At 63.0% G+C, this 14,887-nt stretch carries 11 protein-coding genes; 3 read left to right on the forward strand and 8 right to left on the reverse strand.

The window, feature by feature from the left end:
- Positions 1-220: 220 nt before the first annotated feature.
- From ASB58_RS08980 to ASB58_RS08995, 4 genes are all read right to left on the reverse strand, one after another.
- Complete coding sequence (locus tag ASB58_RS08980; RefSeq protein ID WP_118130172.1) at positions 221-2,497, reverse strand: OsmC domain/YcaO domain-containing protein; 2,277 nt, start codon at positions 2,495-2,497, stop codon at positions 221-223.
- 148 nt (positions 2,498-2,645) lie between these two features.
- Entirely contained in the window at positions 2,646-5,066 is a 2,421-nt protein-coding gene (locus ASB58_RS08985; protein ID WP_118130173.1) for a TonB-dependent receptor, read from the reverse strand.
- Positions 5,067-5,133: 67 nt separating this feature from the next.
- Positions 5,134-6,081 (reverse strand): FecR domain-containing protein, encoded by a 948-nt coding sequence (locus ASB58_RS08990; RefSeq protein ID WP_096004086.1) that lies wholly within the window; start codon positions 6,079-6,081, stop codon positions 5,134-5,136.
- Positions 6,078-6,590 (reverse strand): sigma-70 family RNA polymerase sigma factor, encoded by a 513-nt coding sequence (locus ASB58_RS08995; protein ID WP_118130174.1) that lies wholly within the window; start codon positions 6,588-6,590, stop codon positions 6,078-6,080. Before ASB58_RS08995 ends, ASB58_RS08990 begins: the two co-directional genes overlap by 4 nt.
- Positions 6,591-6,737: 147 nt before the next feature.
- Between ASB58_RS08995 and ASB58_RS09000 the strand changes: the two genes are divergently transcribed.
- Together ASB58_RS09000 and ASB58_RS09005 are read left to right on the forward strand one after the other, a co-directional pair.
- Positions 6,738-7,139 (forward strand): hypothetical protein, encoded by a 402-nt coding sequence (locus ASB58_RS09000; protein WP_118130175.1) that lies wholly within the window; start codon positions 6,738-6,740, stop codon positions 7,137-7,139.
- A 150-nt stretch (positions 7,140-7,289) separates the two neighbouring features.
- A complete protein-coding gene (locus ASB58_RS09005; RefSeq protein ID WP_118130176.1) occupies positions 7,290-8,615 on the forward strand; it encodes a diguanylate cyclase domain-containing protein in 1,326 nt (441 codons plus the stop codon).
- Here the strand turns inward: ASB58_RS09005 and ASB58_RS09010 are convergent.
- The 4 genes from ASB58_RS09010 to ASB58_RS09025 form a co-directional block, all read right to left on the reverse strand.
- On the reverse strand, positions 8,585-9,778 hold the full coding sequence (locus tag ASB58_RS09010) for an alpha/beta fold hydrolase (RefSeq protein ID WP_235827265.1): 1,194 nt from the start codon (positions 9,776-9,778) through the stop codon (positions 8,585-8,587). The two genes, ASB58_RS09005 and ASB58_RS09010, sit on opposite strands and share 31 nt — an antisense overlap.
- Before the next feature lie 179 nt (positions 9,779-9,957).
- Positions 9,958-11,358 carry an ethanolamine permease gene (eat, locus tag ASB58_RS09015; RefSeq protein WP_118130177.1) on the reverse strand — a complete coding sequence of 467 codons (1,401 nt, stop codon included), beginning with the start codon at positions 11,356-11,358 and terminating at the stop codon, positions 9,958-9,960.
- Positions 11,359-11,405: 47 nt separating this feature from the next.
- On the reverse strand, positions 11,406-12,251 hold the full coding sequence (eutC, locus tag ASB58_RS09020; RefSeq protein ID WP_118130178.1) for an ethanolamine ammonia-lyase subunit EutC: 846 nt from the start codon (positions 12,249-12,251) through the stop codon (positions 11,406-11,408).
- Positions 12,248-13,654 carry an ethanolamine ammonia-lyase subunit EutB gene (locus ASB58_RS09025; protein ID WP_118130547.1) on the reverse strand — a complete coding sequence of 469 codons (1,407 nt, stop codon included), beginning with the start codon at positions 13,652-13,654 and terminating at the stop codon, positions 12,248-12,250. The genes eutC and ASB58_RS09025 overlap by 4 nt, the downstream gene beginning before the upstream one ends.
- 199 nt (positions 13,655-13,853) lie before the next feature.
- On the opposite strand from ASB58_RS09025, the gene ASB58_RS09030 reads away from it, so the two are divergent.
- The gene (locus tag ASB58_RS09030) at positions 13,854-14,798 is read left to right on the forward strand and encodes a helix-turn-helix domain-containing protein (RefSeq protein WP_118130179.1); all 945 of its coding nucleotides are present in this window, start codon (positions 13,854-13,856) and stop codon (positions 14,796-14,798) included.
- Positions 14,799-14,887: the final 89 nt, after the last annotated feature.

Genomic DNA, 14,887 nt, shown 5'->3' on the forward strand with positions numbered 1-14,887 from the left:
CGCCGCGCCGTGACCACGCGGCGAAGCCTTTGGCGCTCTCCGCCCTACCCCGTAGCGTGGAGAACCGCGCAGCGTTCTCCACCAGAGCCAACGCGCCGTGACCACGCGGAGAAGCCTTTGGCACTCTCCGCCCAACCCCGTAGCGTGGAGAACCGCGCAGCGTTCTCCACCAGAACCACCGCGCCGCGACGACGCGGAGAAGCCTTTGGCGTTCTCCGCCCTACGGCTTTTTGCGCCAGGCGGATCGGGGGCGGGAGGGTTGCAGGAGGGGTTTGGCTGTGGCGTCGTCATTGCGGGCGACGCTGGTGGCCGCCTTGGCGCGGGCGGCGTGGAGCTTTTTGTAGCTGTCGATCAGGCGCAGGTGGCGGTCCAGCCCTTCCAGCTGCATGTTGGTGGGTGTCAGGCCATGGAAACGCACATCGCCATTCACCGAGCCGATCACCGCATCCATGCGCTCATTGCCAAACATCCGACGGAAGTTGGGCTCAAAATCGGCCAGCGCCAGCTCCTCATCCAGCAGCACCTCCAAGACCACGTTGAGCGCCTGATAAAACAGGCCGCGCTCCACGGTGTTGTCATTGAACTGCAGGAAGGCTTCGACCAGCTCCTTGGCCTCATCACGCTGCTGCAGCGCCAGATGAATCAGCAGCTTGAGCTCGAGAATGGTCAGCTGACCCCAGGTGGTATTGTCATCAAACTCGATGCCGATCAGCGTCTTGATATCGGTGTAATCATCCAGGCCACTCTCGTCCAGCCGCTCGACCAGCGCCTGCAACTGCTCATCATCCAGGCTGTGCAGGTTGAGAACATCGGCGCGGAAGTCGAGCGCCTTGTTGGTGTTATCCCAGATCAGATCCTCGACCGGGTAGATCTCGGAATAGCCCGGCACCAGAATGCGGCAGGCGTTGGCGCCCAGGTCGGTGTAGGTCGCCATATAGGCTTCTTTGCCCAGGTCTTTGAGAATGCCGAACAGCGTATCGGCTTCCTGCTGGTTGGAATCCGCCCCTTGGCCGGAGAAGTCCCACTCGACAAAATCGTAGTCGGCTTTGGCGCTGAAGAAGCGCCAGGACACCACACCGCTGGAGTCGATAAAGTGCTCAACAAAGTTGTTCGGCTCGGTCACCGCCTGAGACTCGAAGGTCGGCTGCGGCAGGTCGTTCAACCCTTCAAAGCTGCGCCCCTGCAACAGCTCGGTGAGGCTGCGCTCCAGTGCCACTTCGAAGCTCGGGTGCGCGCCAAAGGAAGCAAACACACCGCCAGTGCGCGGGTTCATCAGCGTGACGCACATCACCGGGAACCGGCCGCCAAGCGAAGCGTCCTTCACTAGGACCGGGAAGCCCTGCTCTTCCAGCCCCTTGATGCCGGCAACAATGCCCGGGTATTTGTCCAACACAGTCTGCGGCACATCCGGCAGCGCCAATTCGCCTTCCAGAATCTCGCGCTTGACCGCTCGCTCAAAAATCTCGGACAGGCACTGCACCTGCGCCTCGGCCAGGGTGTTACCCGCGCTCATGCCGTTGCTGAGAAACAGGTTTTCGATCAGATTGGAGGGGAAGTACACCTCCTTGCCGTCGGACTGGCGCACATAGGGCAAGGCGCAGATGCCGCGCTCGGCATTGCCGGAGTTGGTGTCGATCAGGTGCGAGCCACGCAACTCCCCTTCCGGGTTGTAGATATCCAGGCAGTAGCTGTCGAGCAGCCCGACGGGCAGATCATCATTGCGCCCGATCTTGAACCAGCGCTCGTTGGGGTAATGCACGAAGTCCGCGCTGGCGATGTCTTCGCCCCAGAACTGATCGTTATAGAAGAAGTTGCAGTTCAGCCGCTCGATAAACTCACCCAGCGCCGAGGCCAGCGCCGCTTCCTTGGTCGCGCCCTTGCCGTTGGTAAAGCACAGAGGCGACTGGGCGTCACGGATATGCAGCGACCAGACGTTGGGCACGATGTTGCGCCAGGAGGCGATCTCGATCTTCATGCCCAGGCCTGCCAGCAGCCCCGACATGTTGGCAATGGTCTGCTCCAGCGGCAGGTCCTTGCCCAGGATGCGCGTGCCCTTGCCCTCGGTCTGCACCGGCATCAGCAGCGACTGGGCGTCAGCATCCAGATTCTCGACCTCTTCGATGACAAAGTCAGGGCCGGTCTGCACCACCTTCTTGACCGTACAGCGCTCGATCGAGCGCAGAATACCGAGGCGGTCTTTCTCGGAAATGTCGGCGGGCAGCTCGACCTGAATCTTGAAGATCTGCTTGTAGCGGTCTTCCGGGTCAACGATGTTGTTCTGCGACAGACGGATGTTGTCGGTAGGGATATTGCGGGTATTGCAGTAGAGCTTGACGAAGTACGCCGCGCACAGCGCCGATGACGCCAGAAAGTAGTCAAACGGGCCCGGAGCAGAGCCATCGCCCTTGTAGCGGATGGGCTGATCAGCCACTACCGTGAAGTCATCAAACTTGGCTTCCAGGCGGAGGTTGTCGAGAAAGTTGACCTTGATTTCCATGCAGAACACCAGACGTGGGGGCGGGTTGAATAGCCCGCCATTATCCGGCTTTTGTACTGAATGTCATGTCGCGTCCGCAGCAAAGCGACAGACGCGGATGACCGAACGCCGCTGCCCAGGCCGACAACCAGCCTGGGCAGCGCCTGGCTCAGAAGCCGATGGTGGCGGACAGCAGATAGGTACGCGGCGCTGACAAGGTCAGGCCGGCAGCGCTGTCGTCCGATGCCCCGGCAGAAATCCAGGAGCGATCATCCAGCACATTCTCCACGCTGGCACGCAAGGTGACATCCTTGCCGGCAGCGGCAAAGGCGTACCGCGCACCCAGATCATAACGCTCCCAGCCGTCGATCTTCTTGCTGTTGGCCTGATCCAGATACTGCGAGCTGGAGTGAATGCCACGGGCGGTCAGGGTCAGACCGCGCACCGCCGGCACATCCCACTCGGCGCCCAGATTGACGCTGTACTCAGGCGTAGCAGGTGCACGGTTGCCGTCCTCGGTCGGATCGTTGGTGGCGGTCAGTTCACTGTCGATGTACATCAGGCCGCCGAGCAGACGCACACCCTGCCAGGGCTCGCCAAAGGTGCTCAACTCAATACCGCGGTTCTCGCGCTTGCCGTTGGGGCCGAACACGCCAGTGGCGGCGTCGGTTTCATAGGCGGGCTGACGAATGCGGAAGGCGCTCAGGGTGACGCCAACGTCGCCCCGGTCGTACTTGGCGCCCACCTCCACCTGCCGGCTGACAAAGGGCGCGAAGATTTCATCCTCGTTGATCGAGGTAGACGGGGCGATCTTGCCCTGGCTCAAGCCTTCCATGTAGTTGGCGTAGATCGACACCTCCGGTGCAAGCCGATATACCACACCAACCGAGGGCGAAACCTTTTCCTCGTCGTACGCGGTTTCGCCCTTGATGCCGTTCGTCCAGTCATCCACCTTCACCCGCTGCCAGCGCGCGCCCAGGGTAACCAGCAGGCGGTCATCCATAAAACCCAGGGTGTCGGCCAGCGCGACACCGCTGAAACGGTTCTCGGTGTAGACCTCGTTATCGATACGGGTCGGCGCGCCCGGTGCCGGCGTGGGCACCGGGTCATACAGGTTGCTCGGACCGGTGGCGTAGCGCGCGCCGCCGTTGGTGAAGTCCATGTAGAAATAGCTGGCAGCCAGATTCAGCTCATGGCTGACCGGCCCGGTCTGCAGCCAGCTGCGCAGGCCGGCTGTGGCCGTGCGCACGCTCTCATCGCGGGTAAAGTCGCGCGGCTGCACATTGAAGTCACCGGCCTCGTTGATGATCGACACGTTATGACGCAGAAAGTCGTGGTCGCTCTCACGCACACCGGCCGCACCGTAGAACAGCAGGTCCTCGTTGATGTCGTACTCGCCATTGAACGCAGCAAAAGTGTCTTCAGTACGGGCCTTGCTCCAGGCCTGCGCGTAGTTGTCATTGACCCGGTCGGCGTCCGGAATCGGCGCGGCTGCGCCAATCAGCACGCGCTCCTGCGGTGCATCGGTATCGCGCTCGGTGTGGCCAATGTCCGCGCCCAGGCGCACACGCTCGCCCCGGTAGTCGAGGCCCAGTACCGCCATCTCGCGGTCGACGTGCTGGTGGTCCCACTCGGTATCGCCTGCCTGGCGCACGCCGTTGAAGCGCAGGCCAAAGCGGTTGTCTTCGCCAAAGCGCCGTCCCACGTCGAGTGCGCCGCCGACCTGGCTGTTGGAGGCGTAGCTGCCGGTGAACTCGGTCAGTGGCGTATCGGCGGCCCGTTTCGATACCAGATTGATGCCGCCACCCACAGCGCCGCGCGGCGATATGCCGTTGATCAACTGGCTGGGGCCCTTGATCACATCCACCCGGTCAGCCATCTCCATGTCGATCGAATAGGTCGGCAGAACACCGTACAGGCCGTTGAAGGCAACATCGGTATTGAACAGGCTGAATCCACGAATGGTGAACTGCTCGAAACGGCCACCGGCCGGGTTGGTGGAGCGCACCGACGGATCATTGGCAATCAGGTCCAGCAGGGTGCGGGCATTCTGGTTCTGGGCGGTTTCGCTGGTATAGGTGGTTGCGCTGAACGGGGTGTCCATAAAGTCGCGTGAGCCGAGCATGCCCTGGGAGGTTTGCATGGTTACCTGACCGCCGGCGTAACGCTCACCGCTGGCCAGCTGCGGGCTGACGCCCACGACCGTGATCGGAGCAATCTGCAGTGCCGCGCTCTGGGCAGGCGCCGCGACCAGCGTATAGCCGCCAGCGCGTACCGGCTGAAGCTGCAGCCCGCTACCCTGCAGCAGGCGAGCAAAGCCCTCCTCCACGCTGTAGCTGCCGGACAGGCCTTCGCTGCGGCGGCCCTGCATCAGCGCCGGATCAACCGACAGGCTCACGCCAGCCTGACCGGCAAAGCGGGTCAGTGCCGCGCCCAGCTCGCCGGCCGGCACCGCATAGCTGCGCCGTTCCACCTCCTGCGCGTAACTGGTGGAGATAGCCAGCGGGCTGACGCTCAAGCCCATGACCAGCCCCAGGTACACCCATGAACGCAGACGCAGCGATGCGCACTCGGTCGATACTGCAGACATAAACCAGCTCCTCAATTTTTGCTTTCTCACCGCTACTGACTGGCGAGCGCAGAAAAAGGGACAGGCATCAGGCATTTTCTTGTCTGGGCGCGAGCGACACCCAATAGCGGGTGCGTGTCTGCACGCTCAGCGGCAGACTGGCCGCCAGCAGCGCCAGCACACGGTCGGTGTCATCCAGTCGGAAGCTGCCCGTCACGCGCAGACGCTCCAGCGCCGGGTCCCAGCGCAGCACGCCGGGGCGATAACGACGCAGCTCGCGCAGAAAATCACCCAGCGGCTGGTTGTCGGCCAACAGCACACCCTGACGCCAGTCAGGCAGTGTGGGGTCATAAGGCGTCCAGCCGGACAATCCACCCGCGCTTACCGACACCTGCTGGCCGCCCTCAAGCAGCTCGCTGGCACCGGCACTGGCGGCCAGCTGCACCCGCCCACGGGCCACCGCGATTCGGCAGTGGTCATCAAAACGGCGTACGCACACTTCAGCGTCACGCAGGGTGAGCACGGCCTGCGGCAAGATGATACTCAGCGGCTGATCGCCAGCGGCAGACAACGCAAGCTCCCCACGCACCAACGTCAGCCGTCGCTCGGCCAGCTGCAGATTCACCGCGCTATCGGTGTTCAGCTGCAGCTCGATACCCTCGGCCAGCGGCATGCGCTGCTGTTCGCCAGTGGCGGTGTGGACATCGGCGGTCCAGGCCTGCACCGGCAACTGCCGCCCCACCAGCCAACCCGCAGGCAGCAACGCACACGCGCCCAGTACCCGCTTGACCGCCACCCGCCGACCCAGATCAGGCCTATCCAGCGCGGCCAGGGACAACGCACTGGGCAGCCCGGCAAAACGCTGACGCAACTGCAACGCGCGCTGCCAGGCGTGCTCGTGCTCGGGGTTGCTGCTGCGCCAATGCGCCAGGCGCGCGTGATCGTCTTCGCTGCAATCCTCCGCGTCCAGCAGCGCCAGCCAGCGCGCCGCCGCACGGGTGATATCGCGGCGCTCGGCCTGGGTCACACCGCTCATGTCAGCTCCAGCAGCAGACAGTGCTCGTAGGCTTGGGCCATGTAGCGTTTTACCGTGCGTTCGGATACCTGCAGCCGCGCGGCAATGTCGCGATAACCAAGCCCTTCCAGCTGACTCCAGAGAAAGGCCCGCCGCACGGCCAGCGGCAACCCGTCCAGCAGCTCGTCCAGCGCCTGCAGGGTTTCCAGCAGGGCCCAGCGCTGTTCTGGCGACGGTGCCAGCGCCTGCGGCAGTTGCTGCAGTGCATCCAGATAGGCCTGTTCCAGGCTGCGACGGGCGTAAAAGGTGTTAAGCAGGCGTTTGCCAACGGTCAACAGATAAGCACGCGGCTCGCGAATATCCGCCACGTTCTGGGAGCTGGTCAGCACCTTGATGAAGGCATCCTGACTCAGGTCAGCCGCATCCCAGGTGTTACCCAGCTGACGGCGCAACCAATTCTGTAACCAGCTGTGATGGTCGCGATAGAGCGTGTGCAGGTTCTGCTGTGTGGCTGGCGCGGCGTCGGTCATTGGCGGTCAGGATCAGGGTGGCGGACAAATGAGATTGATTGTATTTAACAAATGCCATCAACTGCAATGCGCAAGACGCCCACGCCCCATTGCACTGGCCGCGCAAACCCAGCACGATAGCCACACGCTCCCACGTGCAGATACGCCATGACCACGACGCCTGCCACACGCCAACCCTGCCCGCCCGGCACCTGCGATTGCGACCGCGACACCCTGGCCGGGCAAGCCAATGCCGACCCGCGCATCCTGCGTCTGACGCTACATGAAGAGAAACGACTGGTGGCCCGGCTCGAAGCCATCAGCACACTGGAAGAACTGGAGCACCTGCAACTGCGCATGTACGAGCAGTTGGGCATGCGTCTGGCCATCGACACCGGCTTTGGTGAAGTACGCAGCGTGCGCGGTATCGACATCAAGCTGCTACCGCAACCCGGGCTCTGCCGCAAAACCCGCAAGTCTATCCCCGCCGCCATCCGTCGCAGTCTGAAAGCGCATCCGGAGATCACCTTCGCGCTGCTGAACAGTCAGGACTTGCTGCGCGACGCCTGAGCGCCGCCAGCAACATAGCCGTGATGGGGCTCGCGCGCGACCGCGACAGGGGAGCCCCGAGTAAGGCGTGGCCTTGCGTGCACGCAAGGCACAAAAAAAACATCAGCACACGGTAGCAGGCCAAGGCACTCTGCCACTATATTGGGCGGCATGATCCCAGCTCCCCTGATTCCCCACGACAAGCTATTGGATTTGCTGCTGGATGTCGTCTGCGTCGTAAACAAGGAGGGACGCTTTTTATCCGTTAGCGCGGCCAGCGAACGGGTGTTTGGCTATACGCCGCAAGAGCTGATCGGCCGCACGGCCTTCGAACTGATCCACCCGGATGACCGGGAGGCCACCCGACAGATCGTCGAGCGAATCACCGCCGGCCAGCCCTCAAGCGATCACGAGAACCGCTACATCCACAAACAGGGTCATATCGTCCACATCATGTGGTCGACCCAATGGTTCGCAGCCGAACAGGTGCGCGTTGGCGTCGCCCGTGACATCACCGCGCGAAAACAGGCCGAGGCCAGACAGGCTGCGGTATATGCGGTATCGGCAGCGGCGCACTTGGCAGAAACACTGCCCGCACTGTATCAGCAGATGCATCACCTGATCGCCCAGCATCTGCCGGTCCAGGCCTTTTCCGTTGCCCTCTATGATGCCGAACGGGATCAACTGAGTTTTCCGTACCAGGCGGGTGATGGTCTGCCGGGGCCTGCGCCTGCGCCACTTGCCGCCTACCCGTCGCTGGCACGAACAATTCGCTCATACCCGCACACGCCCAAGACAGAAAACAGCGGACAGTCGCCTCAGCTCTGCGTCCCCCTGCTGCACGACGGCGTGCCCATTGGCGTACTCGTCGTGCAAGGCCGGCGGGGCAGTCCAGTCTTCAACGCACGGGACACCGAGTTTCTGAACTTTGTCGCCAGTCAGCTGGTCACCGCCATCAGCCGGCACCGTGCCTACGATAAACTCTCCTTCCTCGCGCAACACGACCAGCTGACACAGTTGCCCAATCGCGTACTGCTCATGGATCGCTTGCAGGGCGCCCTGCTGCGCGCCCAGCGCACTAGCGGGCAACTGGCCGTGCTGTATCTGGACCTGGACAGCTTCAAGCAGATAAATGACACCTACGGCCATGGCGTTGGCGATCAGCTGCTGCAACAGGTCGCCACCAGATTACGTCAGAGCGTACGCGAGTCCGACAGCTGTGGCCGTCTGGGTGGCGATGAGTTTGCGGTCCTGCTCGACAGCATTCGGCAACGGCAAGACGCCGCAAGCGTAGCGGAAAAGATCCTCAGCACGCTGGCAGCTCCCTTTCTGATCGAGGGACATACCCTGACCTGTACACCCAGCGTCGGCATCGCGGTCTACCCTGAGCACGGCCAGAGCGAACGCCAGCTGATGCACCACGCCGACAATGCGATGTACGCGGCCAAACGCAACGGTGGCGCCGGCTACGCTTTTTCCCCGGACGCGCCAGCCTGACGTGCAAGAAAACCCAACAGCGCCTCAACAACGACCGCTGGCTGCTCCTGCTCCACCCAGTGCCCTGCCCCGGCAATCAGGTCGACGCTGCGCAGGTCGGTGCACACCCGGCGCTGCATCAGCTCCAGCGCGCCGGGGCTCTGCCAGGTACCCCAGTCACTTGCACCTGAAATAAAACAAGACGGCACTGTTATCTGCCGCCCCGCAAACAGCAGCATCTCCGCCTGCGCCGCAGCTGAGCCAAGCGATCGGTAGCACTGCAGACCGCCCTGCAATCCGGTATCGGCAAAGATACCCGTATAGACTGCCAGCTCCGCTTCAGTCAGCCAGCCACAGGCAGCCACCTCAGCCGCTGACGGCATGGCAACCGCGACGGTCTCAGCCATCGTCTTGCCCTGCTCCATGATGTAGTAGGTCGGCATGCTGGCCAGATCGGCCGCACTCGCCGATGGCAGCGGCGCTGGCTGGTTACCCGCCCAGTCGGCGCTTTTCATGTGGAAGTAGGCACGCAGAAAGTCGTGCAGTCCCTGCTCGCACGCCAGCATGTGCGTATTGGCGTCGGGCTGACTGAAGTAACGCTGATAATGCAGGCGCGGCGGCTCAAGAGCCGCCAGATCCGCATGCAACCGCGCAATGGCCTGCGTCCCGTTCTGCCCGTCAACGCGGTAACTTGGCGGGCCCGGATAAGGCGCGCTCATCATCGCGACCGAGCGAAACGCGTCCGGGCGCGTCAGCGCACAGGTACCGGCCACCGGCGAGCCGATATCATGGCCCACTACCGCCGCCACCTGGTCATAACCCAACACGTGCACCAGCCCCAGTGCATCGCGTACCAGGTTGAGAAAGTGGTACTGACTGATGTCGCCGTCATAGCGCGCATCACCGCCCTCGGTCATGCCGTAGCCACGCTGGTCCGGCGCCACCACGTGATAACCCGCCTCGGCCAGCGGCAACATCACCTTGCGCCAGCTAAACGCCAGCTCCGGAAAACCGTGCAGCAATAACACACACTCACGCCCCGGCTGCTCAAAACCGGCTTCCAGAATATGGACGTTCAGACCGTTGCCATTGTCGACCTGGCGGGAGCGGATACCGGGCGGCAACTGCGCCAGCATGGCAGCGCGAGCAGCATTGCTGACCGGGCGGGCATTGAATTCGGGCATGGGGCCTCTTGTTGTTGTGACTGCCTAACAGAGCCCACAACCTATCCAGCACACCTCAAGCCGGTCAACCAATGACCGTCCCATTCAGCCTGCCGAATACAGCGGCATTGCCCAAAGCGATGTCGCAGATGCACAAAAGCCGCCCGGAGGCGGCTCTTGCACTACCACTCGGCCCCCTATCAGGCAGCCGCCAGATCAGACTCTGCTTCCGCCAGCATGGCAAACTCTTCGTCAGCCGACTTGGCAACCAGATGCTGGCGGCTGTAGCCGAAGTAGTAGGCAGCGCCAATCACGAACAGGCCCATGGTGAAGAAAAACGCGCGCGGGTCGAAGGCGTACACACCGGTCAGCGCGACGAGCGAGAGCACCAGCGCGATACCCGAGGTCACCACACCGCCCGGGGTCTTGTATGGGCGCGGCAGGTCAGGCTGCTTGACGCGCAGCAGGATGTGACTGAGCGCCATCAGTGCGTAAGACACGGTCGCACCGACAACAGCCATCGCCAGCATCAGGTCGCCCTCGCCGCTCAAGGAAGCGATAAAGCCAAAGATGCCAGGCACGATCAGCGCACGTGCCGGCACCTTGCGCTCGGTCGTCAGCGACAGCGACTTGGGCAAATAACCGGCGCGTGACAGAGCAAATACCAGGCGGCTGTAGCCGTAGATAATAGAGAAGAACGAGGCAACCAGACCGGCCAGACCCAGCACGTTGACCAGCGTTGCCAGACTGGCGTTTCCAGTCGCGTTAAGCGCATCCACCAGCGGCACGGCGCTTTCGCCCATGGCTTGCGCACCGGCGGCACCCGGCACCAACACCACAACCAGCAGCGCGGTAAACAGCAGAAAGACCATGGCGCCAATGATGCCCTTGGGCACGTCCTTGCCCGGGTCCTTGGCTTCTTCAGCGGCCAGCGGCACGCCTTCGACCGCCAGGAACAGCCACATGGCGAACGGCAGCGCCGCCCACACGCCGTACCAGCCCAGCGGCAGCATCTCGCTGGCACCAGCGGCATCGGTCATGGCGATGTCGAACAGGTTGTTGATGTCAAAGTGCATGATCAGAGCCACGCCCGTGGCAACGATGGCGAAGACCGCCAGACCGCTGATCACCATCATCACTTTCAGCGCTTCACCCACGCCTGCCAGGTGAATACCGACGAACACCAGATAGAAGATCGCGTACACCCACGGCCCGTTGAAGCCGAGCAGCGCTTCTACCGCAGAACCGATAAAGATAACGATGGCCGCCGGCGCCAGCGCGTACTCAATCAGCACCGCCAGGCCGGTCAAAAAGCCTCCGGTCGGCCCCATCGCCTGCCGGGCAAAACTGTAACCACCGCCCGCTGCCGGAATGGCCGCCGACATTTCCGCCAGTGACAGCACCAGCGTCAGATACATCAACCCCATAAGCACGGCGGCAATCGCAAAGCCCGCCCAGCCCGCCTGCGCGATGCCGAAGTTCCAGCCGGCAAAATCGCCGGAGATGACATAGGACACGCCAAGACCGGCGAGCAGAATCCAGCCTGCTGTCCCGCGCTTGAGTTGCCGTTTGGCAAGGTACGCCTGATGATCGTTAGACATGAGAAAGCCTCAGTGATGTTGCAGTTGTGAATGACGCCTCCCCGACGTCATTCGGAAACCAGAAAATTGCGGCTGCTGCCGCCGTGTTCGATCACCGTGTCTTCGGTGCGGTCCTTGAGGTTCACCCCGGACAGCTTCAGCCGCTGCGCCTCACGCAGCAGATACAGCGCCCGTTTGGCACCCTCTGCGTGCGGCAGGCCGGCTGGCCGCACGTTGGAAATACAGTTGCGCGCCGCATCGGTCAGCCCCGGTTTGGGTGCCCAGGTCAGGTACAGCCCAAGGCTGTCAGGCGAGCTCAGGCCGGGGCGCTCGCCCACCAGCAGCAGTACCGTGCGCGCATTCAGCAGCGCGCCAACGTCATCGCCGATGGCCACCCGGCCCTGCTCGACCACGGTTAGCGGCGCCAACGAGCAAGCCGGCAGCTCAGTGCCCAGCAGGCCAACAAAGTGCTGCAAAAACGGCACGGCGTTTTGCGCAATCGCGCGGGATGACAAGCCATCCACGATCACCACGGCCAGATCGCTCGGCTGCTCGCAGCCCAACTCGATCAGCCGCTCGCGCGACGCGTCGTCCAGTACGCGCCCCAGATCCGGGCGCTGCAGATAGGTCGTGCGGTCGACCGCCTGACTGTGCAGCCGGATCGGCTCGCCCAGTGCCGACAGTTGTGGATCGGCTGCCAGGTCGCGGCACAATGCGTCGATATCCAGCGGCAGATGCACCGCATCACGCGCCTGAGCGTGCGAGAGCTGAAACGCCAGCAACTCGCTGGTCGGCAGGCTGATGCCGGCGCGGCCCAGGCCGATACGCGCATCGGTAAATTCGCGCAGCCGACGCCAGGGGTTTTCCACCACCGCGCCCGGCTGATTGGTGGTCTTGTCGCTGCACGTGCTCATGCCCGACCTCCCGGCAGCGCCTTGAGTGAGCGGGCAAAAGGCTCGGGCAGTGCGTCGTGCAGAATGTGGCGGTCGGCATCGCGCATGATCTGCATACGCGTCAGCCACTGTTCAAACTCCGGCGACGGCTTCAGCCCCAGCGCACGGCGCGCATACAGCGCGTCATGGAATGAAGTGGTCTGGTAATTGAGCATGATGTCGTCCGAGCCGGGGATGCCCATCACGAAGGAGCAACCCGCCACACCCAGTAGCGTCAGCAGGTTGTCCATGTCGTTCTGATCGGCTTCGGCGTGGTTGGTGTAGCAAACGTCACAGCCCATCGGCACGCCGAGCAGCTTGGCGCAGAAGTGATCCTCCAGCCCGGCGCGGATGATTTCCTTGCCGTCGAACAGATACTCCGGGCCGATAAAACCGACCACGGTGTTGACCAGCAGCGGCTGGAACCTGCGTGCAACGGCGTAGGCACGGGCCTCGCAGGTCTGCTGATCCAGGCCATGATGCGCGTTGGCCGACAGCGCGCTGCCCTGCCCGGTCTCGAAATACATCACGTTGTTGCCGGCGGTACCGCGCCGCAAACTCAGGGCCGCCTGCTGTGCCTCGGCCAGGGTCGCCAGGTTGAAGCCGAAGCTGCTGTTGGTCGCCTCGGTGCCGCCAATCGACTGGAACACCAGATCCACCGGCGCCCCGGCCTCGATGCACTCGATGGTGTTGGTCACGTGGGTGAGCACGCAGGACTGGGTCGGGATCTCGTACTTCTCGATCACCTCGCCCATCAGCTTCATCAGCTTGATGGCCTGCGCCACGTTGTCGGTGGCAGGGTTGATACCAATCACCGCATCGCCGTTACCGTAGAGCAGGCCGTCGAGGATGCTGGCGGCGATACCGTTGACGTCGTCCGTCGGGTGATTGGGCTGCAAACGGGTGGACAAGCGGCCGGGCAAACCGATGGTATTGCGAAAGGCCGTGGTCACGTGGCACTTCTTGGCCACCAGAATCAGATCCTGATTGCGCATGATCTTGCTCACTGCCGCTGCCATTTCCGGGGTTACCCCGGCGCGGATCGACTGCAGTACTTGCGGGGTGGCGTGATCGCTCAGCAACCAGTTGCGAAAGTCCCCGACGGTCAGATGCGAAATGGGCGCAAAGGCCGCGGCGTCGTGCTCGTCGATGATCAGGCGGGTAATTTCATCCGCCTCATAGGGCACCAGCGCCTCGTTCAGAAAGGTCTTCAGTGGTACCTCGGCCAGCGCCATCTGCGCGACCGCGCGCTCTTCGGCCGACAGTGCTATCACGCCAGCCAGTCGATCACCGGAGCGTTGTGGTGTCGCCTTGGCCATCAACTCGGCCAAGTCGCGGAAGCCGAAAGTTCGGCTGCCCAGCGTATAGCGGTAGGTGTAGGTCATAGTGTTATCTCGGGCATGCAAATTGCTGCGAATCAGCACGCAGGCACGGCTGATCAAACGAACCGATGCGAAGGCCGTTCCAGCGCGCTATCAAGATTTGGCAAAGCTGATTTTTGCCTCAAGAATCAGGCTACTGGCAGCAGCCAACACCCGAAGGCCGGGTTGGCATGCTGCCCTCTACCTACGTGAGCGCTCGCCCATGCAACAGACCACCGAGCAAAGCGCACCAGGACGGAGCACCCGTGAGGCACAGGACGCCGACGAACACGCCCACAACCTGACCAACTGGCAGCAGGAATACGACCAGTTGAGCGGCGGGCGTTTCTATGGGCGCATAGATGAAGTGGCGCTGGACGGCTGCCAGCTGTTCAAGGAGCACACCAACCGCGCCCTGAGGCAGCAATGCAACGTGTGGAAGGACGCCCTGTGGATCGGCATCCCGGCGCGCGCATCAGACTGCCGGATCAACGGCCTCAGCGTCGGCAACGATCAGCTGATGTGCCGGCCGGGCGACCGCGACTTTGAGTTGATGACGCCCGACGCCTTCGACATCTATGGCATCGTGATTCGCGAAGAAGTGCTGCTGCAGGTCGCCGCACGAGACGCCCGCCCGATTGACCTGCAGTCACTCGCGCACAGCCCACGGCTGACCGTGCCGCAGGCCCAGCTTGATCAGGTGCGAACTCTGCTGGAACAGGTGTTGTACCGCGACGCCCTGGGGCTGGACAGTGAACACCAGCAGCAGCTCGCCAGCCAGGCCCTGCTGCAGCTGGTTACCAATGCCGCGCAACCGGCTGCTGCTCCCAGCTATGCGCACCGGCGCAAGGTGGTCGAGCAGGTCAAATGCTATCTGGCAGAACACCCGGACGCGCCCCTGAGCATCCCCGAACTCTGTGAGCGCGTACACGTCAGCCGCCGCACCCTGCAGTACAGCTTCGAGAGTATTCTCGGCATCAGCCCGCTGCAGTTTCTGCGCAGCGCCCGCCTCAACCAGGTACGCCGCGCCCTGTGCGAGCCGCAGCAAACCAGCCCCATCGCCAGCATCGCCGCCGAACGCGGCTTCTGGCATCCGGGGCAGTTTGCGCGGGATTACAAAGCGTTGTTTGGGGAGAATCCGTCGGAAACGGTAAAACGGAGCAGATGAGCCAAGGCCCGTCTCAACCAGCTGCGGGCGCGGCGAGCAGGCCAGCCATGCCACCTGCAATAGCAACACAGCACATCAGCCCGACATTA

It is taken from the genome of Pseudomonas abyssi (genome assembly GCF_003444685.1).
Taxonomy (GTDB): domain Bacteria; phylum Pseudomonadota; class Gammaproteobacteria; order Pseudomonadales; family Pseudomonadaceae; genus Halopseudomonas; species Halopseudomonas abyssi.

Excerpts from the sequence above, each read along its gene's own strand:
- ASB58_RS08990 (WP_096004086.1), bottom strand. The coding sequence starts at position 6,081 with ATGAGCGGTGTGACCCAGGCCGAGCGCCGCGATATCACCCGTGCGGCG.
- ASB58_RS08980 (WP_118130172.1), bottom strand. The coding sequence starts at position 2,497 with ATGGAAATCAAGGTCAACTTTCTCGACAACCTCCGCCTGGAAGCCAAG.
- ASB58_RS09005 (WP_118130176.1), top strand. The coding sequence starts at position 7,290 with ATGATCCCAGCTCCCCTGATTCCCCACGACAAGCTATTGGATTTGCTG.
- eutC (WP_118130178.1), bottom strand. The coding sequence starts at position 12,251 with ATGAGCACGTGCAGCGACAAGACCACCAATCAGCCGGGCGCGGTGGTG.
- ASB58_RS09030 (WP_118130179.1), top strand. The coding sequence starts at position 13,854 with ATGCAACAGACCACCGAGCAAAGCGCACCAGGACGGAGCACCCGTGAG.
- ASB58_RS08985 (WP_118130173.1), bottom strand. The coding sequence starts at position 5,066 with ATGTCTGCAGTATCGACCGAGTGCGCATCGCTGCGTCTGCGTTCATGG.
- ASB58_RS09025 (WP_118130547.1), bottom strand. The coding sequence starts at position 13,654 with ATGACCTACACCTACCGCTATACGCTGGGCAGCCGAACTTTCGGCTTC.
- ASB58_RS09010 (WP_235827265.1), bottom strand. The coding sequence starts at position 9,778 with ATGCCCGAATTCAATGCCCGCCCGGTCAGCAATGCTGCTCGCGCTGCC.
- eat (WP_118130177.1), bottom strand. The coding sequence starts at position 11,358 with ATGTCTAACGATCATCAGGCGTACCTTGCCAAACGGCAACTCAAGCGC.
- ASB58_RS09000 (WP_118130175.1), top strand. The coding sequence starts at position 6,738 with ATGACCACGACGCCTGCCACACGCCAACCCTGCCCGCCCGGCACCTGC.
- ASB58_RS08995 (WP_118130174.1), bottom strand. The coding sequence starts at position 6,590 with ATGACCGACGCCGCGCCAGCCACACAGCAGAACCTGCACACGCTCTAT.